Source organism: Autumnicola patrickiae (genome assembly GCF_031846525.1).
Lineage (GTDB): Bacteria > Bacteroidota > Bacteroidia > Flavobacteriales > Flavobacteriaceae > Autumnicola > Autumnicola patrickiae.
Genome location: NZ_JAVRHM010000012.1, coordinates 16,246 through 41,515 on the forward strand (window position 1 = coordinate 16,246; position 25,270 = coordinate 41,515).

The 25,270-nt window shown below is 38.4% G+C and carries 16 protein-coding genes; 4 read left to right on the forward strand and 12 right to left on the reverse strand.

All coding sequences use genetic code 11. The features are described from left to right. Positions 1-315: 315 nt before the first annotated feature. From accC to pdxA, 6 genes are all read right to left on the reverse strand, one after another. Positions 316-1,668, reverse strand: coding sequence for an acetyl-CoA carboxylase biotin carboxylase subunit (gene accC, locus RM549_RS11250; RefSeq protein WP_311684823.1), 1,353 nt, complete (start codon positions 1,666-1,668; stop codon positions 316-318). A gap of 55 nt (positions 1,669-1,723) precedes the next feature. Further along, positions 1,724-2,236, reverse strand: coding sequence for an acetyl-CoA carboxylase biotin carboxyl carrier protein (gene accB / locus RM549_RS11255; RefSeq protein ID WP_311684825.1), 513 nt, complete (start codon positions 2,234-2,236; stop codon positions 1,724-1,726). Between the two features lie 21 nt (positions 2,237-2,257). Next, positions 2,258-3,253: a beta-ketoacyl-ACP synthase III gene (locus RM549_RS11260; protein ID WP_311684827.1), complete on the reverse strand. Its 996-nt coding sequence runs from the start codon at positions 3,251-3,253 to the stop codon at positions 2,258-2,260. A gap of 178 nt (positions 3,254-3,431) precedes the next feature. Next, positions 3,432-3,629 carry a 50S ribosomal protein L32 gene (gene rpmF / locus RM549_RS11265; RefSeq protein ID WP_081208252.1) on the reverse strand — a complete coding sequence of 66 codons (198 nt, stop codon included), beginning with the start codon at positions 3,627-3,629 and terminating at the stop codon, positions 3,432-3,434. Positions 3,630-3,642: 13 nt separating this feature from the next. Further along, positions 3,643-4,176, reverse strand: a complete 534-nt coding sequence (locus RM549_RS11270; RefSeq protein WP_311684829.1) for a YceD family protein — start codon at positions 4,174-4,176, stop codon at positions 3,643-3,645. A 67-nt stretch (positions 4,177-4,243) separates the two neighbouring features. Continuing rightward, on the reverse strand, positions 4,244-5,320 hold the full coding sequence (gene pdxA / locus RM549_RS11275) for a 4-hydroxythreonine-4-phosphate dehydrogenase PdxA (protein WP_311684831.1): 1,077 nt from the start codon (positions 5,318-5,320) through the stop codon (positions 4,244-4,246). Positions 5,321-5,381: 61 nt separating this feature from the next. Between pdxA and RM549_RS11280 the strand changes: the two genes are divergently transcribed. Next, positions 5,382-5,969, forward strand: a complete 588-nt coding sequence (locus RM549_RS11280; protein WP_311684833.1) for a riboflavin synthase — start codon at positions 5,382-5,384, stop codon at positions 5,967-5,969. Here RM549_RS11280 and RM549_RS11285 read toward each other — a convergent pair. After that, the gene (locus tag RM549_RS11285) at positions 5,966-6,199 is read right to left on the reverse strand and encodes a hypothetical protein (RefSeq protein WP_311684835.1); all 234 of its coding nucleotides are present in this window, start codon (positions 6,197-6,199) and stop codon (positions 5,966-5,968) included. The two genes, RM549_RS11280 and RM549_RS11285, sit on opposite strands and share 4 nt — an antisense overlap. 368 nt (positions 6,200-6,567) lie before the next feature. On the opposite strand from RM549_RS11285, the gene RM549_RS11290 reads away from it, so the two are divergent. Beyond that, complete coding sequence (locus RM549_RS11290; RefSeq protein ID WP_311684837.1) at positions 6,568-8,244, forward strand: glycoside hydrolase family 43 protein; 1,677 nt, start codon at positions 6,568-6,570, stop codon at positions 8,242-8,244. 143 nt (positions 8,245-8,387) lie between these two features. Here the strand turns inward: RM549_RS11290 and RM549_RS11295 are convergent, their stop codons facing one another. Together RM549_RS11295 and RM549_RS11300 are read right to left on the reverse strand one after the other, a co-directional pair. After that, positions 8,388-10,316 carry a sialate O-acetylesterase gene (locus RM549_RS11295; protein ID WP_311684839.1) on the reverse strand — a complete coding sequence of 643 codons (1,929 nt, stop codon included), beginning with the start codon at positions 10,314-10,316 and terminating at the stop codon, positions 8,388-8,390. A gap of 9 nt (positions 10,317-10,325) precedes the next feature. Then, positions 10,326-11,465, reverse strand: a complete 1,140-nt coding sequence (locus RM549_RS11300; protein WP_311684841.1) for a glycoside hydrolase family 43 protein — start codon at positions 11,463-11,465, stop codon at positions 10,326-10,328. A gap of 471 nt (positions 11,466-11,936) precedes the next feature. On the opposite strand from RM549_RS11300, the gene RM549_RS11305 reads away from it, so the two are divergent. Together RM549_RS11305 and RM549_RS11310 are read left to right on the forward strand one after the other, a co-directional pair. After that, complete coding sequence (locus RM549_RS11305) at positions 11,937-15,215, forward strand: VCBS repeat-containing protein (RefSeq protein WP_311684843.1); 3,279 nt, start codon at positions 11,937-11,939, stop codon at positions 15,213-15,215. A 344-nt stretch (positions 15,216-15,559) separates the two neighbouring features. Further along, positions 15,560-19,684 (forward strand): hybrid sensor histidine kinase/response regulator transcription factor, encoded by a 4,125-nt coding sequence (locus RM549_RS11310; protein WP_311684845.1) that lies wholly within the window; start codon positions 15,560-15,562, stop codon positions 19,682-19,684. A gap of 340 nt (positions 19,685-20,024) precedes the next feature. Here RM549_RS11310 and RM549_RS11315 read toward each other — a convergent pair whose 3' ends face one another. Genes RM549_RS11315 through RM549_RS11325 form a run of 3 tightly spaced genes read right to left on the reverse strand, consistent with a single transcriptional unit; the run spans position 20,025 to position 25,261 of the window. Next, positions 20,025-22,208, reverse strand: coding sequence for an endo-1,4-beta-xylanase (locus RM549_RS11315; protein WP_311684847.1), 2,184 nt, complete (start codon positions 22,206-22,208; stop codon positions 20,025-20,027). Positions 22,209-22,225: 17 nt separating this feature from the next. Beyond that, positions 22,226-23,593, reverse strand: coding sequence for a glycan-binding surface protein (locus tag RM549_RS11320; RefSeq protein ID WP_311684849.1), 1,368 nt, complete (start codon positions 23,591-23,593; stop codon positions 22,226-22,228). A 33-nt stretch (positions 23,594-23,626) separates the two neighbouring features. After that, positions 23,627-25,261, reverse strand: a complete 1,635-nt coding sequence (locus RM549_RS11325; protein WP_311684851.1) for a RagB/SusD family nutrient uptake outer membrane protein — start codon at positions 25,259-25,261, stop codon at positions 23,627-23,629. Between the last annotated feature and the right edge of the window lie 9 nt (positions 25,262-25,270).

Consider the following 25,270-nt stretch of genomic DNA (forward strand, 5'->3'; position numbering starts at 1 on the left):
CGAATTCACTAACATATTCTTTTCCACTTTCGGAAAAATGTTATTGGCTCAAAATGGCAATTATCTGCCTAAAGAGAAAGGAAGAGCTGCTTTTTTGCTGTCACCATTGTTTATTTCCTGAAAGGTCCCCTCCTTAAAAAGTAGGGTGCCCGGGAGGGCGGGGTGGTTGCGTTAGGGATAGGAGTGGTTAGCTCCCGCTCCATTCTTTTTGTGGAGCGGGACTAAAAACGGATAGCCCGACCCCGTTTTTCACGGGGTAACGCCCAAAAAAAAACCCGGAAAAGAATTCCGGGTTTTGATGATATTTGTGTTTTTCTACTCTGCTTCTGGAGTCTTCATTTTAAATGATTCCATAAACTTGGTGGTGTAATTTCCTTCTATATAATCTGGCTCATCCATAAGCTGCCTGTGGAAAGGAATTGTGGTTTTAATGCCCTCTATTACAAACTCATCCAATGCTCGTTTCATCTTATTTATCGCCTCTTCCCTGGTTTGGGCAGTGGTAATAAGCTTAGCAATCATGGAATCGTAGTTTGGCGGGATGGTATAGCCACTGTAAACGTGGGTATCTATCCTCACACCGTGTCCTCCCGGGGCATGCATATTAGTGATTTTACCAGGTGACGGACGGAAATTATGATATGGATCTTCTGCATTAATCCTACATTCTATAGAATGCAACTGCGGGAAGTAATTTTTTCCTGAAATTGGCACTCCGGAAGCTACTAAAATCTGCTCTCGAATTAGGTCGTAATCTATCACCTGTTCAGTAATTGGGTGCTCCACCTGGATACGGGTGTTCATTTCCATAAAGTAGAAATTGCGGTGCTTATCTACAAGAAATTCTACTGTTCCCGCGCCTTCGTACTTTATATATTCGGCTGCTTTTACAGCTGCCTCGCCCATTTTCTTTCTGAGCTTATCTGTCATAAACGGAGACGGAGTTTCCTCAGTTAATTTCTGATGACGTCTCTGGATAGAACAGTCCCTTTCGGAAAGGTGACAGGCTTTACCGCTGCTGTCTCCAACAACCTGAATCTCGATGTGTCGTGGCTCTTCAATGAGTTTTTCCATATACATCCCGTCATTTCCAAAAGAGGCCTCGGCTTCTTTACGTGCAGATTCCCATGCAGGTTCGAGATCTTCTGGTTTCCAGACGGCACGCATTCCTTTACCGCCACCTCCGGCAGTTGCCTTGAGCATTACCGGATATCCGATTTCTTCTGCAAGTTTCCTGCACTCTTTGAAATCCTTAATGATCCCTTCAGAACCCGGGATGCAAGGTACACCAGCAGCTTTCATAGTCGCCTTTGCGGTAGCCTTATCTCCCATTTTGGCAATCATATCTGCAGAAGCACCAATGAATTTTATCTCGTGCTCTTCACAAATCTTGGAAAACTTGGCGTTTTCTGATAAAAATCCGTAACCCGGATGGATCGCATCTGCATTGGTAATTTCTGCAGCGGCGATAATATTTGAAATTTTTAAATAAGATAAATTACTTGGGGGAGGGCCAATACAAACGGCTTCATCGGCAAATCTTACATGGAGACTCTCAGCATCTGCAGTAGAGTATACTGCCACTGTTTTAATTCCCATTTCTTTACACGTACGGAGAATCCTCAGAGCAATTTCTCCTCTATTGGCAATCAATATTTTTTTGAACATACCTATTGTTTTTTTCTTCTGAAGGAATATTTTTCTTCAGATAAATGGGCAGTAATTATGATGGGTCTACTAAGAATAGTGGTTGATCAAACTCTACAGGAGAGGAATCGTCTACTAATACTTTTACAATTTTCCCGGATACTTCGCTTTCGATTTCGTTGAAAAGTTTCATCGCTTCAATTACACAAAGTACGTCCCCTTCTTTAATACTATCGCCTACCTCAACAAAAACTGATTTGTCTGGTGAAGGTTTTCTATAGAAAGTTCCTATTATAGGTGACTTTACTGTAATATAATTCGAATTGTCTTCTGACGCTGATTCTTTTTTATCTGAAGAAGATGAACCGGACTGCGGTACGGCTTCGGGCGCAGGCGAAGGAGCATGTTGTTGTACCGGCATTTGCTGCGGCATTTGTCCTGCCATAGGCACCTGTTGCACTATAGTTTCCTTATCGTCTGAGCCACCGGTTTTAATAGTGATTTTCACATCTCCCGTTTCCAGTTTTACCTCACTGGCACCAGACTTGGCTACGAACTTTATCAGATTCTGAATTTCTTTTAAATCCATAATATTAAAGTGTTGGTTTTTTTAAGAATTATAAGCCCATTTAAGATAAGCTGCACCCCAGGTGAAGCCACCTCCAAATGAGGCAAAAATGAGGTTATCCCCCTTTTTAAAATTTTTCTCGTAATCGCTCAATAATAACGGCAACGTGGCTGAAGTGGTATTTCCATACCGCTGAATGTTCATAAGAACTTTCTCGTCTTCCAGATTCATTCTGCCGGCGGTAGCTCCAACTATACGTTTGTTTGCCTGGTGGGCTATGAGCCAGTTCACATCTTCATTAGTAAGATTGTTCTTTTTCATAATCTGTTCACTTACTGCCGCCATGTTGGATACTGCAAATTTAAACACTGTTTTACCATCCTGGCGTACGTAATGCAGTTTTTTCGCAACTGTTTCCTGGGTAGGAGGCATTAAAGATCCACCCGCTTCTATTCTAAGCGAATCCCTTCCTATAGAATCACTACGCAAGATTTCGTCCTGCAGACCAAGACCTTCATCATTGGGTTCCATTAATACTGCGCCGGCTCCATCTCCAAAGATAATACAGGTCGTTCTATCTGTATAATCAATAATGGAAGACATTTTATCTGCACCTATAACCAGTACTTTTTTATACCTGCCAGACTCGATATAAGCTGCACCCGTAGACATTGCATAAAGAAATCCTGAGCAGGCTGCCTGTATATCATAGGCAAAAGCATTAGTAGCTCCAATTTGCGTTGCAACGTGTACGCTGGTTGCCGCAACGGGTAAATCTGGTGTTGCGGTAGCTACCAGTACAAGATCTATTTCCTGCGGATCAAGATTTGTTTTTCTCAGCAGGTTTTTTGAAGCTTCTATAGCTAAAAACGAGGTTCCTTTATTAGGATCTTTTAAAATTCTACGTTCCTTAATTCCTGTTCTTGAGAATATCCACTCATCGTTGGTATCCACCATTTCCTCCAACATCTTGTTGGTTAAAATATCGTCGGGAACATATGCACCCACAGCTGTAATCGCTGCTGTGATTTTATTCATAGAATCGATTTTAAAACACCAATGTGCATGCAACTGCACAAAAAAGCACATCAAAAGGAATGTACTAATTTTTCTTCTAAAAGTGGTGCAAATTAAGGTCTTTTTAGGACTTATTCAACTAAAAACAAAAAACTCCCACGGCGTGAGAGTTTTCTTAATTTATTGAAGCTCTGAGACATTAAGCCTCTACTTCTTCTGTATTGTCTATTAATACCTGACCACGGTAATATAATTTACCCTCGTGCCAGTGTGCTCTATGGTACAAATGTGCTTCGCCTGTTGTAGGATCGGTAGCTATTTTTGGTACCGAGGCCTTATAATGTGTCCTTCTTTTATCTCTTCTGGTTTTAGAGATTTTTCTCTTTGGATGTGCCATGGCTTGCTATTATTTAATCGTTTAGTAAATTCTTAAGTTTATCCCATCGAGGATCTATATCCTCCTCATTATTTTTTTCTTTCTTATCGATGCTAAGTTCTTCCAGTTTATCCAGCACGTCAGATTTTAAAGTTCCGTCTTCTACCCCGGGATGTATCCTTTTAAATGGCAGAGACAGCACTATAAGCTCATAGATATATTGTTGTACGTTTACCTCATACTCACCATGCGGAATAATAAGTAGATCCTCATCTTCATCACTATACTCATCCCCGAATTTAACAACCAGAAACAGACTGCTGTCTATTGGCTGATCGTAAGGCTCGTTTGTAATGTCGCAATCTACATTTACCGTTCCTGAAGCTCTAAAAGTAAGCTCCATCATGGTTGTCTTTTTTTCAAACAGCAGGTCGATTTTTACATCGACACTATTAAACTCGTCGTACTCAAAATGATCAAAGAACTCGTTATCAATATCGTACTCAAACTGGTGCTTCCCTAGCTTTAATCCCACAAAAGGGATTGTATATGCTGCTAATCTCCTCATCTCATACTCAGTTTCGAGCCCCAGGCCCTTAGGCTTAGGCGGCTGCAAAGATAGAAAATATAATTAATTAATTATCTTTTGTGAACAATTTTTTGTTAGTATCTTTTCTACCCTGCTTCTTTAAAGCATTTTTTGTTAGTTTCCTGTATTCCTTTCTACATTTATAAATTTCAATCGCTTTAAATACAGCTTCTTTAAAGGAACTTATGTTGGCAGAATTGGTACCGGCAATTTCAAAAGCTGTTCCATGATCTGGTGATGTTCTTACTTTACTCAGGCCAGCCGTAAAATTCACTCCGTTTCCAAAAGACAGGGTTTTAAAAGGAATAAGACCTTGGTCGTGGTAAGAAGCAATTACCGCATCAAAATTTTTATAATTCTTGGAACCAAAAAAGCTATCTGCAGAATATGGCCCGTAAACAAGTTTTCCTTTCTCCCTAATCTTGTGCAAAGTAGGTTTTAGAATTTCTTCATCTTCCTTACCTATCACTCCGTTATCACCACTATGAGGATTGATGCCTAAAACGGCAATTTTCGGCTTCTGAATCCTGAAATCCTGTTTAAGGGTTTCGTGGATAATATCAATTTTCTTCTGAATTAATTCCGGGGTAATTACACTGGCGATATCTTTTAACGCGACGTGATCTGTAAGTAACCCAATTTTAAGGGAATCGGTTATCATAAACATTAGACTTTCCCCTTCAAGTTCCCTTGCTAAATAATCTGTATGCCCTGGAAAGTTAAAGTTTTCGCTCTGAATACTGCTTTTATTTATGGGAGCAGTAACCAAAACATCTATATCATCATTCTTTAAAGCAGCTGTAGCAACCTCCAGAGAAAGAAATGCAAACTTTCCAACTTCCGTGTCTTCTTCGCCAAAATTGATATTCACATTCTCCTTCCAAACGTTCATTACATTAATTTTCCCGTCTATTGCTTTGGAAGGATCATCTATTCCCTGGAAATTAAAGGATAGTTTGTACTGCTTCTTCAAAAAAGAAATGACTTTTGCTGAAGCGAAAATAATAGGGGTACAGAAATCCAGCATACGGGAATCGTCAAAAGTTTTAAGTACAATCTCACTACCGATTCCATTCAAATCTCCTATACTAATTCCTAATTTTATCTTTTGAACCTGTTTCATAAAATTCCCGATATTTTATTTCTATTTTTACAACACAAATGTAACTAATATAATACAATCCATGTTCACGGGGATCATTGAAGAAGTGGGGGAAATCACTTCACTAAAGAAAGAAGAAGAGAATTTACACATTAAAGTAAAGGCTAAATTCACTCCCGAGCTTAAGATTGATCAAAGTGTAGCCCACAATGGAGTGTGTCTTACGGTAGTTTCTATTGAAGAGGATACTTACAGTGTAACTGCAATAAAGGAAACTCTTAAAAAGACTAATTTCGGAAATCTTAAAAAAGGAAATCTCGTTAACCTGGAACGTGGAATGAAACTTGGCGACAGGCTGGACGGCCATATCGTGCAGGGACATGTAGATCAAACTGCAATTTGTACAAAAACTGAAGAAGCGGGAGGTAGCTGGAATTTTACTTTTCAATATGATTCAGGACTGCAAAATATAACCATCGAGAAAGGATCTATTACAATAAACGGGGTAAGTCTTACGGTAGTAAATTCAGAAAAGGACAGCTTTAGTGTTTCAATTATACCTTATACTTACAACCATACCACATTTAAAGATTTAAAAAAAGGTGATAAGGTTAATCTGGAATTTGATGTAATAGGAAAGTATGTAAAACGGATAAACGAATTACGCTAATCTTCTTTTTTCTTCCGAAGATGATAACCACCCAGTAGAAGTCCTGAAGCAATTAATGCTGAAATCCCGAAATCTATAGGTAGACCCGGTGGTGGTGGCACCCCTGGCGTACATTCCCTTGACGGAATGCATTCGCCTCCTTCGCCACAAGGTCTGTATCCCGTATTACATTGAGAAAATCCCTGAATTCCGAAAAAAAACAATACGGTACATAGAAGGAAAGTCCGCATCTTTTTAAACTGTTTATTTCTCTTTATCATAAATCTTCAAAAACCTAATTGCAATATTACGCAATAAAACAATTTTAATCAGTCTTATTACGGTAAACGGGAGTTAAAATGCGCAACTAATCTTCTCTTTCTCATAAATATAAAGAAGTTTCGCACATTTTTTTATCCTAATAAGATTCGCGAAATAAGATCATTTTTTAATTCAAAATTAAATAAATCTCAACTTTCGACAAGTTAGTGGTTACTTGCAAGGTTTAGGCCAAAGCCTTAAACTCGCCAGTAAACTTGCGAAGAGCATTAGCACGCAACCGATTGCTATTATTATATTTTCCTTTATCTTAACACCCTCAATACAAAATATACAATCAATGACTTCAAAAGGTTTTCTCTTTGTTTTTGCTTTATGCCTTGGGTTTTTACCGGCACAATCCCAGCAACAAGATTATTTTCAGAATCCAATTTTGGCTGGATGGTATCCCGATCCTGCAATAACAGATGATGGTAACGGAAATTTCTACATGGTTCATTCCACCTTCGCTTTTTATCCGGGAATCCCGGTCTTCCACAGCACCGATCTTGTGAACTGGAAGCAGGTAGGAAATGTCATTGACAGGCCAGATCAAGTAGATCTTGAAGGTTTTGGGACTTCCCGGGCTATTTTCGCACCTGATATTAGTTACGACAACGGAACCTTTTATCTCACCTGTACAGTTGTGGACGGGAAAGGGAATTTTGTAATGACTGCCGAAGATCCTGCGGGTCCCTGGAGCGATCCAGTTTGGTTGCCTGAAGTGTTGGGAATAGATCCCGGATTGTTCTTTGACGAAGAAAAATCTTATATAGTCTACAATAGCGACCCTCCAAATAACGAATCCTTATACGATGGTCACCGCACCATAAGGATGATGGAATTTGATAAAGAAAACCTGAAGACGGTAGGTGAGAATCGTATTCTTGTTAATGGCGGAGTGGATATTTCGACCAAACCGGTTTGGGCTGAAGGTCCCAGGATCTATAAGTTGAATGGCTATTATTACCTGATGACTGCAGAAGGTGGAACAGCAGTGAACCATTCTGAAATGATCTACAGAAACCGGGATATTGATGACGAGTTCGTTCCTTATGAAGAAAATCCAATTCTTACCCAAAGACATCTCGACCCAAACCGTGATAATCCAATAACTTCAGCGGGACATGCAGATATTGTGCAGCATCCAAACGGAGACTGGTATGGTATTTTTCTAGCCGTTCGTCCTTATGAGGGAGATTTCTACAATACCGGAAGAGAAACTTTTATGACCCCTGTAAAATGGGAAAATGACTGGCCAATTTTTGATTTGGGCGGAGAGGAGATCAAGTATGAATATCCGCTTCCGGAAGGGGTAATCATTAATGAAGATCTTTTTCCGCTGAACGGTAATTTTGAGTTTCAAAAAGACTTTAATGAAAAAGAACTGGACCTTCACTGGCTGTTTCTTCGGAATCCTAAAGAGAAATGGTATGATCTAAATGAGCGGGATGGTTACCTTGTAATGAAGACCAGATCCGAAACCGTTTCGGGTACTTCAAATCCAAGTTTTATTGCACACCGTCAGCAGCATTTAAAAGGAGATGCTTCAGTTTCCATGGAATTTGAAACCAAACGTTCTAATGAAAAAGCAGGATTAATTGCATTTCAGAATGAAACCCATTTTTATTTTATAGCAAAGTCGTATGAAGGTAATTCTCCTGTAGTGCAACTTTTCAAAGGAAATCGAAACGGAGATGAGCTACTGGCAAGTGAGAAACTTTCCTCTACCGGAAAAGGAATTGAATTTAAGGTGGAATTTGATGAGAACAAGTATAGGTTTTATCATAAGACCACATCTGACTGGAAGAACCTAGGTGGCGATCTTGATGTAAAATACTTAAGTACCAGGGTAGCCGGTGGATTTGTAGGTGCCAATTTTGGGATGTACTCCACTTCTAGCGGTGAAAATTCCCAGAATAAAGCTGCTTTCGACTGGTTTAAGTATTCCGGAGAAGATGAAGTTTATAAAAAATAGACTCCGGTAAAAGAAAAAGGTGATCTAAGCCTGACCAAATTTTCTGCTATTCAGAGTTTAACTGATTTTTTTCAGCTTAAGCGCTTTCTGCAGCACGAAAATTGCCATTTTTAGATCACCTCTCTTTTTAATTCAGAAGACATTTATTTCTCCCAATCGTCTGTTCTAAAAGGAGAAGCCGGTAAACCTTCTTCGTTATAAAGATTTGCTCCTTCAGGGTTATCTGCCCACGCATAGCGTACTGCAACCGGGTTTTTCACCTTAGGACTCGAAACAATAACTTTATTATCTTTAATTTCTGCATTAGCCCAATAGAATTTCTTGTCCTCACCAGCTATTGCAAACTGATTAAGGCTTTTATCCCCACCTATAGTTAAACCCTGGCCAACATTTTCAAAAGAGATAATAATAGAATCCCCTTTTTTGGCAAATGAGCTATAAACTGGACCACCGGGAACTACATCTTCATTATATGCCACATTTCTGGCTGCCTGGGCCAGTCTTTCCCCTACTGACTTTTTATTAAGCGGGTGAATATCATTCCACTCCCCTACATCTATCGCCACTGCCATACCAGTTTCCGGAACCGAGAGGGTTTTTGTTTGTGCTTCCCGAAGCCGTGCCCAGTTACTGTCTCCTGGTTCTTCTTTGCTTTCCATAAAGTTGGTGAGTTGCACATAAAGAAAAGGAAAATTACCCTGACCCCATTTTTTTCTCCAGTCTTCTATAAGCGTACTAAATAATTCCTGATATTCATCGTAAGAATCTGTATTGGATTCTCCCTGATACCAAATAGCACCTTTTATCCTGTAATTCTTTAACGGATTTATCATTGCATTGTACAGGCCAAGTGGTTTCCAGCGTATAAAGGTTTGTCCACGTAATGGCGGCATTTCAGCTCCCAACTTGTACTTCCATGTTCCGGTGAGGTCAATTTCTTCTTCTCCAAGTTCCATTTTGTATGGCTTATCGGAAACAAAACCGCCTCTTCCTGATTCGTTAATGATACGGACAGTTATTAAATTCTCCTCTGCTTCTAAAACTCCTGCAGGAATTTCATAACGTCTTGGTGGATATTGATAAGTTGTATTTCCGACAAAGGTTCCGTTCACAAAAACAGAATCTGCATCTACGATTCTACCCATTAGAAGTTTTACTTCTTCTCCCGCCCAATCTTCTGGTATTTCTATTTTCTTCTGAAACCAAACAGCTCCATTCTTCTGCCCTAGTTCATTATCTGCCCAATAGCCGGGAATCTCCATTTGCTTCCACGCAACTTCCTGCCCGGCCTCAGCCTTCCAGTTTTGAGAAAGACCTGAATCTTTTGTATTCAGTTCTTTATACCATTCCTGCATGCGGGTTTGATCATCTTTTTCGATACTGTCCCTAAGGCTGCTATTCCTGAACTTCACCGCTTCTTGATAATGTACAGGGAATTGTTTAAGAGATTCCTCGCTAATCCAGGCTTCTACGGGTGAGCCTCCCAAACTGGCATTAATAATACCTACAGGAACATCGTAGCGCTCGTAAAGGTCCTTTGCAAAGAAATAAGCTACTGCAGAGAAACTTCGGATATTTTCTGAATTTACTGCTTTCCATGCCCCTTCATCTAAATCTTCACGCGCCTCATTAAAATCAAAAGTCTTCGGAACCTGAAAAAAGCGCAAAGATTCATTAGAAGCATTTGCTATTTCTTCAACATACAAAGGTTCCACACGGCCCATAGGAAGTTCCATATTAGATTGTCCTGAAGCCAGCCATACATCCCCAACGTAAATATCCTTAAGCTCAATATTATTACTGGCGCTTAAGCTCATTCTATAAGGACCTCCCGCTTCCAGATTAGAAACAGTAATGGACCATTTCCCTTCGGAATTTGCCGTCGTTTTATATTCTTTTCCCTGAAAAGAAATAAGAATGGGCTCCTTATTAGAAGCCCATCCCCATATTTTTACATCTGCATCACGCTGAAGTACCATTCCATCATCAATTAATGCAGGTAAACGTACCTGACTTATAACGGAATTATAACATCCTGTGATAAACAGAACTGCAATAAAAAAGTTTCTCATAAAATTCAATTATTCCTGAGCAGATTCCTCTCTAGCCTCTACCATGGCATTGATAGTCTGGATGCTTCCGTCCTCATTAAACTGAAGTTCGGTCATTTTAATACTTCTTAAATATGTCTTGCCTTCAGATAGGGAACTGTCATGGTAAAATAAGTACCATTTCCCTTCATATTCTACTATAGAATGGTGATTTGTCCAACCTAATACCGGCTCAAGGATTACGCCCTGGTAAGTAAAAGGACCATAAGGATTGTCTCCGGTTGCATAAGCAATATTGTGTGTGTCCCCGGTAGAATACGAGAAATAATAGGTGTCATCAATTTTATTTACCCAGGCGGCTTCAAAAAATCTTCTATCATTGTCTCCGGTAAGGATTGGTTCCCCATCCTCATCAAGAAGTTGTATTTCCCTTGGCTCTTCTGCAAAGCTAAGCATGTCATCACTCATTTTAGCAATCATAGGAGAAAGTGCAGGTTCGTCATCAGCCGGATAAATGTCTTCTTCACCCTGGTATTCATTGTTACGGTAATCCTGAAGCTGACCACCCCATATACCTCCAAAATACATATAGTATTCCCCGTCTGTATCTTCATATACCGCAGGGTCTATACTATAACTTCCCTCAATAGGCTCTTCCTGAGGCTCAAAAGGACCTGCCGGAGAATCACCTACGGCTACACCTATTCTAAAGATATCATTTTCGTCTTTGGCCGGGAAATAGAAATAATATTTACCATCTTTTTCTGCAGCATCTGGAGCCCACATTTGTCTGGAAGCCCAGGCCACATCATCTACATCCAGAACAACTCCGTGATCTGTTACTTCTCCACCAATACTATCCATAGAATACACGTGGTAATCCTTCATATTAAAATGAGCCCCTGTATCATCCTCAGGAATTCCTGAATCCCAGTCGTGGGAAGGATAAATGTAGATTTTCCCTTCAAATACATGAGCTGAAGGATCTGCAGTATAGTTATCTGTTACCAAAGGCTCTGAGGTAGACCTTCTAACATCGTCCTGTGCTGCAACAGAATCCTGTTTTAGGGTGTTTTCTTCAGCATTGCTATCTTTTTTTCCATCACCACAGCTCATAATTAAAACGGAACCGAGGATTGGAAGAGTGGAACGTAAAAAGTTCTTATTCATAATTTTCAAGTTTTAAATCCTTATTATTTTGGTTTTTATTAAAGTAATAGAAGCTAAATTATGAAAAACTTTACTCAATCGTATTCGCAAACATATAGAATTTAGCAAGTATCTTATATTCAATATATTAAAAATGATAATTTTTTTCTTATATGTTAAATTCTGGAATTTACACTATTTTTAAACGCAACCGATTGCGTTCCAGTCATATTTTACTTATATTTATATTATTAAAATTTCTATGGGTTTTCTCTGCGTATTTAATAAGTAATACAATAGTTATATTTGAAATTTGAGATACCTCCTGAACATGAAGGTTTAAGTAAGAGTAGTTAGTTAGTTTTTGAGTTAGTTATATTTATCGTGTGATGAGAGTTAGAAACCGTCTTCCTTAATTGTGAAGCCGGTTTTCTTTTTTAATTCCTGCCTAAGCATTGAAGAAATTCTATATTTGCGAAAATCTACAATGATATGTCCCTAATTTACAGAACACTACTTTTGATCTGCATTATAAGCCTTGCAGGGTGTGGCCGGGATGAAGTATTGAAGAAAACTTCTAAAGAAAAAACTCTTTTTACCAGGCTTGATAAACCGAAAACGAATATAGATTTCACGAATAATGTAAAGCAGGATTCTGTATTTAATTACATAAACTATCCTTATGCCTTTACAGGAGGAGGCGTTGCTGTTGGCGATGTAAATAATGATGGTCTTCAGGATATTTATTTCACTTCCAATCAAAATTCCAATAAGCTTTACTTAAATACCGGAAATTTTCAATTTGAAGATGTAACTGAAGAAGCAGGGGTTGAAGACAGCGAAGGCTGGACCAGCGGAGTGACAATGATTGACATTAATAATGATGGCTGGATGGACATCTACGTATGTAAATCTGCTTCTCTTGATAACAGCGAGCTTAGGAAGAACAAATTATATATAAACCAAAAGGACGGAACTTTTATAGATCAAGCTGAAAAATGGGGACTGGATCATAACGGCTTTTCGATCCAGGCATATTTCTTCGATTTTGATAAAGATGGAGATCTGGATATGTACCTGGTGAACCATCGACCAGATTTTCAGAATACCAATAAAATTATACACATTAATGAAAAAGAGTATTTCCCCGAAACTTCAGACCACCTGTTTCGAAATGATGTCGGCAGCTTTAGCAATATTACGCTTCAGTCAGGTATTATAAATAAAGAATGGGGACTTAGCGCCTCCATTGGTGATTTTAACAACGATGATTGGCCGGATATCTATGTTGCCAATGACTACATAGGTCCTGATTTTCTGTATATCAACAACAAAAACGGAACATTTTCGAACCAGATCAATACCCGTTTTAAACACATTTCCTATAACAGCATGGGTTCTGATTATGCCGATATTAATAATGACTTCCTACCCGATCTCCTGGTGCTGGATATGCTTGCAGAGGATCATCAACGCGGAAAACAGAATATGGCGAGCATGAACACCGAAGGTTTTCAGATGATGGTAAATGCTGGTTATCATTACGCCTACATGTCCAATGTACTTCAACTCAATAATGGTAACGGATCCTTCAGTGACATTGGTCAATTAGCAGGAATTTCGAAAACTGACTGGAGCTGGGCGCCTTTAATTGCAGATTTCGATAATGATGGTTTTAAGGACATCTTCATTTCCAACGGAATAGAAAGAGAACTGGGTAACCAGGATTACAGAACAAGGGTTAGAGAACTTCAGCAAGAGAAAGAAAGTGTTAGTTTTTCTGAAATGATGGAGATAATGCCTTCTGATGAATTGGCTAATTATGTCTTTAAGAACAATGGAGATTTAACTTTTAAAAATACCACCAGTGAATGGGGCTTAGATGATAAAATTAATACCAACGGAGTAGCCTATGCCGATTTTGACAATGATGGGGACCTCGACCTGGTTTTGAACAACTCTTCTGGCAATGCATCTATCTACAAAAATAATTCTGTAGGGAATTTTATTAGTATAAAGCTTGTGGGTGATAAAAAAAATATCAATGGAATTGGTACTAAAGTAAAGGTATATACTCCTAAAAATCAACAATATCAGGTTCTTTACACTTCCAGGGGGTATCAGTCATCGATTAGTAATATCCTGAATTTTGGACTGGGTGAGGAAACAGAAATTGACAGGATAGAAGTGATTTGGGGGGATGACACCGTGCTGGCAGCAGAAAATATTCAGGCAAATCAAACACTCACCTTCAATAAAAAAGAATCTAAAGGTGATACAGAAAAGCCGCTTAAAATTGCTCAAAATTTTACTCCCGTGGATCCGGAAAAGCTTGGAATTAATTTTAAACATAAAGAAAATACCTTCAATGATTTTTCCATACAGGCTTTATTACCTCAAAAGCTTTCAGAACAAGGCCCCGCTCTTGAAGTTGCAGATATTAATAACGACGGTCTACAGGATTTCTTCATTGGCGGTGCAGCGGGGCAGCCTGCACAAATTTATATTCAGCATACAATAGGAAGATTTGAGAGTGTAAATCAGGAATTTTGGGGTAAAGAGAAGAATTTTGAAGATAATGCTGCTCTTTTCTTTGATGCAGATGGTGATGGAGACCTGGATTTGTATGTGACCAGTGCCGGCTATCATTTAAATGAAGATGATGCACTTCTACAGGACAGGTTGTACTTAAATGAAGGCAAGGGAAATTTTATTAAAAGTCGAAAATTGCCAAAAATGAGCACCAGCTCAAAAGCGGTAAGAGCAACAGACTTTGACAACGACGGAGACCAGGATTTAGTAATTGGAGGCCACCATATACCAGGAAAATATCCTCTAGCACCACGTTCTTATCTTCTGGAGAACGAAAATGGCCATTTTAAAGATGTTACCAAAACCCTTGCACCGAAATTATTTGAAATTGGAATAGTAAACGACCTTATTTTTACAGATTATGATAATGACAAGGACGATGATCTCATTGTTGTAGGAGAATGGTTCCCAATAACTGTACTGGAGAACAGAAATGGACGTTTTTCCCTTAAATCCATACCGGAATTTACAAAAACAGAGGGCTGGTGGAATTCTATAAAAGAAGTGGATATAAATAATGATGGAAACATGGATTATTTACTAGGCAACCTGGGGGAAAACAATAAATTTCATCCTTCTGAAGAAAAACCGCTCCATATCTACGGAAATAATTTTGACGATAATGGCACCTACGACATGGTACTCAGCAAAGAATATAAAGGTAAATTAGTACCTGTAAGAGGGAAAGAATGTTCTACAGTACAAAATCCTTTTGTGAGCGAAAAGATCTCTACTTATGAAGAATTTGCCTCTTCCTCGCTGCAAGAAATTTATGGGGAAGAAGAAATTTCCAACTCTTATCATAAAGAAGTTTATTCTTTCAGTTCTATTATTGCCATAAATAATGGAGATGGTAGTTTCACACAGACAAAATTGCCGACCACTGCGCAAGTTGGCCCCACAATGGACTTTCAGATAGTAGATATTAATGACGATGGTTTTCCTGATGTTATTGGTGTCGGAAGCATTTTTGAAGCTGAAGTTGAGACAATCAGATACGATTCTAATACCGGCTATATCTTACTTGGAGATTCAGAAGGAAATTTAAAGCCCCACCGCGATATAAGTTTTTACAACGGCTACAATGTAAAAGGAATGGCAAGTATCGAAATAAGAGGAGAGACGCATTATATAATGGCCAACAACAATGGTCCAGTTACTATCTTTAAAATGAAATAATCCTGGTTAACACCGGGTTTATCTAATAAAAATATAGTTAAAACGAAAAGAGGCTTAAAACTTTAAAAAATATGTCCTGTAATTTTATTTGGATTAGATCGACTTAAAAATCAGTACTTTGTAGTGTATTTTAAGAAAATAATTTTAATTATGGCGTTGCACGTGCAGCAGACCAAAGATAATTTCGATTTTTCATTATATTAGTAAAACTATTAATTCGACTTTCACAACAAATCTATTTAGCTGAAATTAATTCAACAGTACTTTCTTATTCTTAGAATTTCTTTGAACTTAAAATTTTGCTATAGAACCTTTTCGGATGGAATACTAAAACCACAGAGAATTTGAATAATCAAATAATTTTTCGGCTTTTTCCTGTTTTACTTTTTCTATCTACAATTTCAATATTTGGACAAGAAAGAACTTTATCTGAATATCGTTTTGAGCCGCTTAAAAGCATTCCCACTCAACGTGCTGTAGCCAGTATTTCTCAGGATCGCCAGGGATTTATCTGGATGGGCACCCACGGCTTAGGACTTAGTAAGTACAATGGATTAGATTATACATCTTACCAGTTTAAGGAAGGAGATAGTAGCAGTTTAAGCAATTCTCTTATCCACATTACCTACATAGATAAGCAGAACAGGTTATGGGTGGGTACAGAAACAGGACTTGATCTTTACAACAGGGATCAGGACAGTTTTACTCATATTGATCTTCCGGGAAAAAGTGGATCCACCAGCGTCGCGGTTCATACCATACTGGAAAACAAAAATGGGGATATTCTAGTGGGAACCCACCAATACGGTTTGTTTAAAATTAATGATTCCACCCTCACGGCTTCAGAAGTAAAAATAAAGGGCATAAGAGAAGTTAGAAATTTTCTTATTCATAAGATCACCCATTTTGATGACAGAATCCTTTTAGGAACAGATAAAGGATTATTTGAATATAATGAAGAGGATGATCTCATAGCTCCTCTTAGTTTTACAACTTCTAAGGGTAAGGAAAAAATTGCTGCCCATATTAAAACTACTGAAGTTGACAGCAAAGGGACCCTTTGGTTAGGTACCACAACGCAGGGACTGTATAAAATTGATGGTAACGAAAACGGCCGTTACGTGATTCAGCACTTTCCTATTACCTCTAAAAGAATCCTTTCTTTATTAGAAACGCCCCGTAAAACCCTGTTATGTGGAACTGAAAACGACGGAATGTTTGAGATTGACAGAAAAGGAAGGGTTATTAATCATTATCTCAACAATAAATTTGATGATAATGGTATAAAATCGAACTCAATTTGGTCTTTGTTCCTGGACAACCAGGAACGAATCTGGATTGGGTATTACAACAATGGTGTAGGTGTTTACGATGAATTATATGACAAGTTTGCTGATATTGAGAGTAAGCCAAACAATCCTAACTCTTTACAATCAAGTTCTGTTACCGGAATTATAAAAGATGAGAAAGGCAGATTGTGGATTGGTATGGATGGTGGTGGCATAGATGTTTACGATCCTGCCTCTAATTCTTTTACCCACTTACTGAACAATAAAAACAATATCGCCAACGGTCTTGATTCTCCAGATGTTCAAACCCTTTTTATGGATAGCAAAGGGAATATATGGGTAGGAACCTGGGATTACGGAATCTATTTTCTCGAAAAAGATTCAGACATCTTTATAAATTATTCTGTTCAAAATACAAATGGTGAAATAGCCACTAACCGGATTCTCAGCTTTTCTGAAGATTCTAAAGGAATTATCTGGATTGGAACTTTTTCCAGGGGCATTCATTCCTTTAATACTGACTCTAAATCATTTACGGTTTATAATCAGGAACCTTTTATTCAAAACAGAATTAGTTACAGTGACGTAAGGAGGATTTATGTAGATAGCGAGGACCACATCTGGATAGGCGGAAATTCAGGCTTATTCAGATTAAAAATAAGAAATGGTGCTTTTGATCTCGAAGTTATGTCTCCGAGATTTTACAAACACACCGGCAGCCAGTACCACAATAATCAGATATTGGATATTTATGAGGATTCTTCCAAAAAGATCTGGATAGGGACCGATGGTTCTGGTCTCTGTGAGTATGACATGAAAAAAGATTCCTTTTCATGGATAAAACCAGAGACAGGGTTTAATAAAGTTACTGTATCGTCTATTATTCAGGATGACAATGGTGTTATTTGGGCAGCCGGCAATAATGGTTTAACAAAAATAGACAGAGACAAAAATTCTGTCAAAAATTACTCTATTAGTGATGGTTTACTTAGTGATGATTTTAACAATAACACTGCCTTTAAAGACAGTAGCGGAACGCTCTACTTTGGTTCTTACGAAGGAGTTAATTATTTTGACCCAGAGAAGCTGACAATCAATAAAAACACCTCTTCTGTATACCTCACAGATCTTAAACTCTTTAATAAGGCTGTTTCACCGGAAGATGAAAATTCTCCGTTGGAAAAAGTTATTTCTCAAACGGAAAAAATCACTCTAAATCACTCGCAATCAGTATTCACTATAGATTACGCTTCTATAGATTTTACAAGACCCGAAAAAATTCAGTTTGCCTATTATTTGGAAGGTTTTGAAGACGATTGGAACTATGTGCAAAATACGCGCAGTGCTACCTACACAAATTTACCGGCAGGGAAATATACATTTAAGGTAAAAGCAGCAAACAGCGACGGGGTGTGGGAAGATGAGCCTAAGTCTTTACAAATTGAGGTATTGAGACCCTGGTGGCTTACTCATATAGCTATTTTCTTTTATGTAATTATTTTTCTGGTTCTATGTTATATCACCTTTCGGTTTATTAATTCTCGAGTTCAATCTAAACGTGCTATAGAACAGGAACGGGCAAGGCATCTTCACGAAGAAGCTCTTAATGATAAAAAGATCCAGTTTTTTACGAATATTTCGCACGAATTCCGGACTCCTTTAACATTAATTCTTAGTCCACTTGAGGATGTTCTTAAAGAAGCATCTCTAACAGAGAAAGCAAAAGAAAAGCTGAAAATCATTAATAAGAATGCTGTAAGGTTAAAACGCCTGATAGATGAATTAATGGATTTCAGAAAACTTCAGTTTGATAAAATTCCACTGAATATTTCTTCTTTTAACATTGGTGAACTCTTGTCAGAAAGTATTAGTTATTTTAGGGAAGAGGCCCAACAACGAAACATTGTGCTGTCCCTGGAATTAGATGAACGGATTACTACAGTATGGGCAGATAGAGGAAAGCTTGAGAAAATACTTTTTAATATTCTGTCAAATGCATTTAAAAGCACTACGAACAACGGAATAATTACTGTGGTAGTAGCAAGAAAGGAAAAACATTCTTTTAAATTAATAGAAGACCAAACTCCCCTGAAAGCACTTGAAATAAGCATTGAAGATACCGGCAAAGGAATTCATCCTGATGAGCTTGATAAAATTTTTAATCGGTTTTATCAAATAAAAGAAAGGAATGAACAATACTATAGCGGAACTGGTATTGGGCTGGAGGTAGTTAGAAGTTTTGTAGCGTTACATAGAGGGGATATAGAGGTTGAGAGCGAAATAGGAGTTGGAACTAAATTCCGCATCCTTCTCCCGATGGACGAGAATCAGTATGAAAATACGTATACTTTTAATTCAGAATCACTTAATAAGGATCAGCCGAAGAACATTTTAGAACCTGCCAGCAAGGAAGATCCGGAACAGCATAAGAAAACAGTTTTGATCGTAGAAGATAACCTGGAATTGAGATCCTACATAAAGCAGGAACTAAATTCTGAGTATAAAGTAATTATTGCAGAAAATGGTAAGGAAGGTCTGGAACAGGCCAAAAAATATATTCCTGATGTGGTAATAACAGATGTAATTATGCCTCTAATGAGCGGAATTGAGTTTTGTTCCTTATTAAAAAAAGACTTCAAGACGAGTCACATCCCTGTTTTAATGCTGACTGCAAAGGCAATGACAGATGATTGGATAGAAGGTTTGGAAGCAGGAGCAGATGCTTATTTAAATAAGCCTTTTGAGATGAAAATTATGAGATCCCAATTAAAGCAGCTCATTTCCAACAGGGAACTTTTGTTTTCAAAATATATGGTAGGTTATAATAAAACTGAAATAGAACCAAATTCCACTTCTCTGGATCAGCAATTTATTTTAAATATTATCCAATACGCCAAGGAAAATATAAAGGAGCCGAATTTAAATGTAGAAAAACTGGCAGATCAGTTTAATTTAAGTCGAAGTCAACTTTATAGAAAAATAAAAGCTTTAACAGGACTTACTGCAAATGAGCTCATTCGGAAAATTCGTCTTGAAAGGGCCAAGGAGCTTCTTGAAGAGAGTGATGTTCCTTCTATTAGCGAAATAAGTTATAATGTAGGCTTTTCGTCACCTTCCTATTTTTCCAAGTGCTTTAAAGCGCATTTTGGTGTAGCCCCTAAGGAAGTTAAAGATGAATAAGGTGAATTTTAAGAAATGATTTGTAACTGATGCATGGCAACTTACGGACAGAATGCCGAAAATGATAATTTTCATGCTGCTTTATTACCCTCTGATGCCCCGAACACTAGTTTTAACTGAACAAAATGCCGATCAATAATTGTCATTTTTGAATGGTCTCCTAAAAACGAATACTTCAGCAAAAAAATTATAATCCTTACTGATTCTAATCCTGATTTTTAGAAATATTATCGCCTCCCGAAAATGGCAATTTTCATGCTGCTATAAACAAAAATACCGGATGTTTCCACCCGGTATTCTTACTACTTCAAAAAATGTTAATTAATTTAAAGCTAAAAGTTTATTCTAATTCTCCTGTGAAATCTTCACTTACATCGCGACCGGCCAAACCGTCAGCCACTCCTTTGTAAGCATGTTTTCTCTCGTAATCTGCATCCCATAAGTTAGGTGATTCATCAGGTAACCAGAACTCATGTTCATTAGGATTATCTGAAATATTCCAAATGGTAATTCCATACTGCTGAGAAGAAGGAATGTACTCGTTATAAGAATCTACAATAAATTGGTACATATCTGCCTGTTCTGCTAATTGAGCAGTTGTTGGTGAAGCAGTCCCTAATCTAACATCAAGTTCTGAAACTTTTATTATCTTCCCAGTAGCGGCCATCTTCTGAAACATTTCAACAATGTTATCCCTGCTTGTATTTAAGGTGACATGCATTTGTGTACCAATACCATCAACAGTTGCTCCCTGGCTTTCAATATACTGCACATATTCAATTAGTCCATCTAATTTTGCCATACTGGCCTCAAGGTTGTAGTCATTGATGAAAAGGACATCTGATGGTTCTGCATGCTCACGAGCCAGATTAAAGGCGGTCACAGCATAATCCTTACCAAGATATTTTTGCCAGTAGAAATCATCGCTGGCAAGATCTGTTACATTCCCATCGCGAAGGGAACCTCCTTCCCTCATTGGTTCATTAACCACGTCCCATGCTGTTACTTCACTTGTGTAGCGAGTAACCATACTCACAACCCAATCTTCCATAGCAGCACCAATAATTTCAGCTTTTTCTTCATCTGACATTTCAATGATCACCGGCCCAGTTCCTGTAGCCACTTCTCCAGACGTTAACACTACGTCATCGATATAAAAAGTAGTCGCAGTTTGTCCAAAATCAAATACAAATTTTGTACGATCTGCTGTAGTAGGCGTCATAGTCCTTACCACCTGTTGCCAATTTGTACCTACCTCAATACCACCGGAATAATCAGCTGCATAATCTACATTTTGTAGCTGAACCTGCATAGTAGCCGGAACATCTGCTTTTACATAGAAGGAAATGGTATATTCAGTTCCTTCCTCTAGCGGCTCATCTAAAGTAAAAACCTGTTGTGCCTCGTACAACTGAGCTTCAGTAGGATTGGTTAAAATCATGGCGTAACCAGTATCACCATAGCCAGCTCCCTCTGCAGAAACGGATCTGGTAGATTCATTTCCGTGACCAGTCCAGCCGTCAAGATTACCGCCCTCAAAGTCGCTGTTAGTGATCAAATTAACAGTTTCGGCATCAGCATCAAGATCTACTACACTAATATTATTTACATCAATGTAGTAAGTAACATCTGGTACATATCCCAGGTCGAAAGATAAATTAAAGCTGGTATCTGCAAAGTCATTAACCGTAAATTTTACCTGCTGCCATTGTGAAGTTGTTTCAAAAGCTTCAGTATATTCTCCTCCAGTACCATACCAATCCTGATAAGGATAGTTGTTCTCTAAACCACTAAAAGAAATACGACCCTGTCCCGGTTGATCTGATCTGATATAAAAGGAAACTTCATATTCGTGCCATTCTACGACTGGAATTTCTGATGTTGCCAATTGCAAATCATAAGGTTCTGCTGAACCAGAACCGGCTGTAAGCTGTATCGCCTGAGAATCATCTGTCAGACCTTCGTCTTCAGCAATAGTAATACCAGCTCCGGGATTATTACGTGCCCATCCGTCAAATGACCCATCCTGTAATCCGGAAATATCCAAAGCACTGGCTCCACTAGACCCGGGAATTACCGTGGGAGCTATTAAACCATTTAGATAGCTTGCATTTTGATTTGCGTGCCATACTAGGGTATGACCATAAACATCCACTTCTGCCTGATTTGTTAGTGCAATAAAATCATCGATAGGACCGAAATTAATTTCCCCTTCTGAATTTACCATGGCGCCATGTTTCATCGCATAACCTACTGTAACTTCATCAAAATTCTCGTCTACAATAGATCTGTAAGTTTCATTGTTCATATATAGATCCAGAATAATACCGGCTCCAAGAACATAATCTGAATATGTTTTAAGAGGCTCATACCTGCTTATTTTTTCTTCCAGTTCTAAAGGAAGATCCGCCGTAGTTACCCTCTCATTTTCAGGTCTCTCTTCCCATTCCATTATTTCTTCTTCACAAGATGCGAAAAGAATAGAAGAAATAAATAAGACGGATAAAATTTTTATATGTTTCATCTTTATTATTTTTTTAATTATTCTGGAAAATCTGTTACAGTAGGAGTTTCTAAGGGAACAATCCTCCAATTATCTGTGTAAACCTGTACTGAGGTATCAGAAGAAAGAAATTCTTCCTCACTATTAGATCCGGTAACCTGACCCAGGGTGAAATCTGAATTTTCAAAGAACATTCCAAAGTTTTTGTAAGTAGCTGATTCCCGATACTGCAGAAGGTCTTCAAAAGTATAATCCTCATCATCACTAAATAAATAGAATTCTGTGAAAGGGATGGTGACCGTTGTCCATCCTTCTGTTTCAAAAGGCTCCACTTCTCCATCTACTATCCATGGGACATAATTATATACTCCACCGCTCCATTCTCCTCCATTGAAGTTGTTTATTAGCAGGATTTTCAAATATCCACTACCAACCCAAGGTTCTGGAACATAAATATCGAATTGAAAAGCTACTTCTTCCAGCGGTGTGGTAGCGGGAATAAAGGGGGTCAACTGTGAACGCCAGCTCTCGTTACCTGAAGTAAAAACTTCTGCTACACGATTTTTACCTGCACCAAAGGCTTCAATGGAATCATTGCGAATAGGTAGGTAATTTCCCTGTGAAACATTTCCCTCACCAATGGGTTCGGATTGTAATTGTCCCTGGCGAATTGTATTACCAAATTCCCCAATCTCCCCCATTCCGTCAAAATTCAGAATAACTCCTCTTTCCACATGGAAAAAAGCCGGAGAGTAAGCCGCTCCGTTTGCAGATTGGATATAAAGCGATCCGCCTTCTTCTGAAACACCTTCGGGAACAGTAACCGTAAAGAATTCACCATCTTCTTCATCATAAGTAATTCCTTCTGTTACAACAACATCCCCCGGAAATACAACGCTACTAACTTCGATTAAGCCTGAGCCATAAACGGTTATTTCTTCTCCAGGTTTAGGTAAAGTATGAGAAACCCTATCAATAGATGGCGCTGAAGATCGAATTTCGAATTCAATCACCGTTTCAGAATTATCTTTTTCTAGACGTATAGTGTTACGAACATCTTCTTCGGCCTCTATGGTAGGTGTATCTGCTGACACACGAACCAGCATGGAATTATCAGAAACAAAAACAGGATTGAATGAAGACTGAAAACCATTGATATAAACTCTTCTTACTCCTGTAAATCCAGAACCTTCCAGACGCAACAACTGTCCCAAACGTGCAAATGTCACTTCCCTGTCCGGAACATCAGAATCCACATCTTGCAGATATACTGCATCGACAGTTATTGGACCTCCTCCAGCGGCATCATCATCATCGGAACAAGCCGTAAACAGCATTCCAAAAATGATCATCCCCACTAAAGAGAAATAACCCCAGGTTTTTTTATTTAATCTATTTTCCTTCATCTTATATTATTTTTATTCATTATCAATTTATCACTAGAATAATTCATCTGTTAGTCTTTCTTCAGTGAACTCATAGGGTACAGGTTCCTCACGAAGTAATGGGTTTTGAACTACTTCAGATTCAGGATAAGGCAAAAAGAATATACTTGCATCTGCATCTCCGACGGCACGGGTTTCCACGTCACGGGTTTCATCCAAACTTACAGTATTTGTCTCAGCATCATAAGTAAATGGAAGTATTTCAGCCCGCTCCTGATTATCAATATAATTGATGACTTCTTGTTGCTCATAATATGACCATCTTACTAAATCATACCAAAATTGTCCTTCCATAGCCAGTTCAACCCTTCTCTCATGTAAAAGATCTTCAAATGTAAGGCTTGTCTTAGGCGCTAAACCAGCTCTGTCACGAAGTTCGTTAACATACATTAGAGCCGTAGGATCGCTGGTGGAAGCATTATTCCCAAGCGCTGCCTCTGCATAATTAAGGTACACTTCACCCAGTCTTAACATATATGTATTTAATCCAGAGTTCATTCTTGTAATATTCGGGTTATCTCTTGTTGAACCAACTACACCTTTTTTAACATTCACATAAGTGTTTTCGTGCTCGACCAGATAACCACCGTTTGCCTGACTTATTTCCGGATAAAAATCCCCATCTGCCATCCAGGTTGCCTGGCGGCGCACATCATTCCTTTCATATTCCTCCAGGATATCATAAGAAGCCCTGGTATAATAGCCCCATGCAGCATCATCTCCGGTAATTTCTGAGCCTAAAGCAAAATATGCCTGATGTGGGTTGGTAACACCATATTCTCCATTAGGCACCCATTGTAAAGCGAACATAGATTCTTCATTGTTATTATTTTCGATCATAAATAATTCAGAATAATCGCTCAACAGAGAATAAGGACCTTCATTTATAGCCGTCGCTGCTGCCATTTGAGCTAAATCAAGAAGTTCCTGATTTCTTGTACCACTATTTGGATTCTCGCTTAGTCCTGAATATGATAAATAAAGACGGGATAACATTCCATAGGCGGTATACTTAGTTATACGACCTGATTGTCCTGCTTGTTCTGGCAAGTGCATTGCTGCATATTCCACATCCCGTATAGCAAACTCAAATACATCGGTTCTGGGGCTTTTATTCACGATTGGATTGTTAATTATTTCTGCCTGACTTGTCGTGATAATTGCATCTCCCCAAAGAGAAGCTATGTACCAATACGCCACACCTCTCATAAACCTGGCTTCAGCTATATATTGCATTTTGGTTTCTTCATTAACGCTGCTTTCATTAATTGCAGCAATCGTGTTGTTGGATTGCTGGATAACAATGTAAAATGACCTCCATGCCTCAACAAGAGGACCAGTTAATCCCGTTTCAGTTAAATCACTAAAAGGATACACATAGTCGGAAAATGGAGCGTACAGGTTGTAGGAACGTCCATCCCCTAATCCGAAATAGAACTTATCATTAAAAGAAAACCATACCCTGTTATAAAGCGGTGCAGTGGCGGCTTGAAAGTCTGCTTCAGATTGAAAAAAGTTTTCCCTCGCAATCTGATCGTTTGGTTCTATATCTAAGTCGTCGCTACAGCTGTAAGAACCGAAGAACAACGTTGCTATAAGAAGCTTGTAAAAAATTTTATTTGTACTCATAGTTTATTT

Bases quoted from the DNA above. Each gene is read 5' to 3' on its own strand.
- accC (WP_311684823.1), bottom strand. From the start codon at position 1,668: ATGTTCAAAAAAATATTGATTGCCAATAGAGGAGAAATTGCTCTGAGG.
- accB (WP_311684825.1), bottom strand. From the start codon at position 2,236: ATGGATTTAAAAGAAATTCAGAATCTGATAAAGTTCGTAGCCAAGTCT.
- RM549_RS11260 (WP_311684827.1), bottom strand. From the start codon at position 3,253: ATGAATAAAATCACAGCAGCGATTACAGCTGTGGGTGCATATGTTCCC.
- rpmF (WP_081208252.1), bottom strand. From the start codon at position 3,629: ATGGCACATCCAAAGAGAAAAATCTCTAAAACCAGAAGAGATAAAAGA.
- RM549_RS11270 (WP_311684829.1), bottom strand. From the start codon at position 4,176: ATGAGGAGATTAGCAGCATATACAATCCCTTTTGTGGGATTAAAGCTA.
- pdxA (WP_311684831.1), bottom strand. From the start codon at position 5,320: ATGAAACAGGTTCAAAAGATAAAATTAGGAATTAGTATAGGAGATTTG.
- RM549_RS11280 (WP_311684833.1), top strand. From the start codon at position 5,382: ATGTTCACGGGGATCATTGAAGAAGTGGGGGAAATCACTTCACTAAAG.
- RM549_RS11285 (WP_311684835.1), bottom strand. From the start codon at position 6,199: ATGCGGACTTTCCTTCTATGTACCGTATTGTTTTTTTTCGGAATTCAG.
- RM549_RS11290 (WP_311684837.1), top strand. From the start codon at position 6,568: ATGACTTCAAAAGGTTTTCTCTTTGTTTTTGCTTTATGCCTTGGGTTT.
- RM549_RS11295 (WP_311684839.1), bottom strand. From the start codon at position 10,316: ATGAGAAACTTTTTTATTGCAGTTCTGTTTATCACAGGATGTTATAAT.
- RM549_RS11300 (WP_311684841.1), bottom strand. From the start codon at position 11,465: ATGAATAAGAACTTTTTACGTTCCACTCTTCCAATCCTCGGTTCCGTT.
- RM549_RS11305 (WP_311684843.1), top strand. From the start codon at position 11,937: ATGTCCCTAATTTACAGAACACTACTTTTGATCTGCATTATAAGCCTT.
- RM549_RS11315 (WP_311684847.1), bottom strand. From the start codon at position 22,208: ATGAAACATATAAAAATTTTATCCGTCTTATTTATTTCTTCTATTCTT.
- RM549_RS11320 (WP_311684849.1), bottom strand. From the start codon at position 23,593: ATGAAGGAAAATAGATTAAATAAAAAAACCTGGGGTTATTTCTCTTTA.
- RM549_RS11325 (WP_311684851.1), bottom strand. From the start codon at position 25,261: ATGAGTACAAATAAAATTTTTTACAAGCTTCTTATAGCAACGTTGTTC.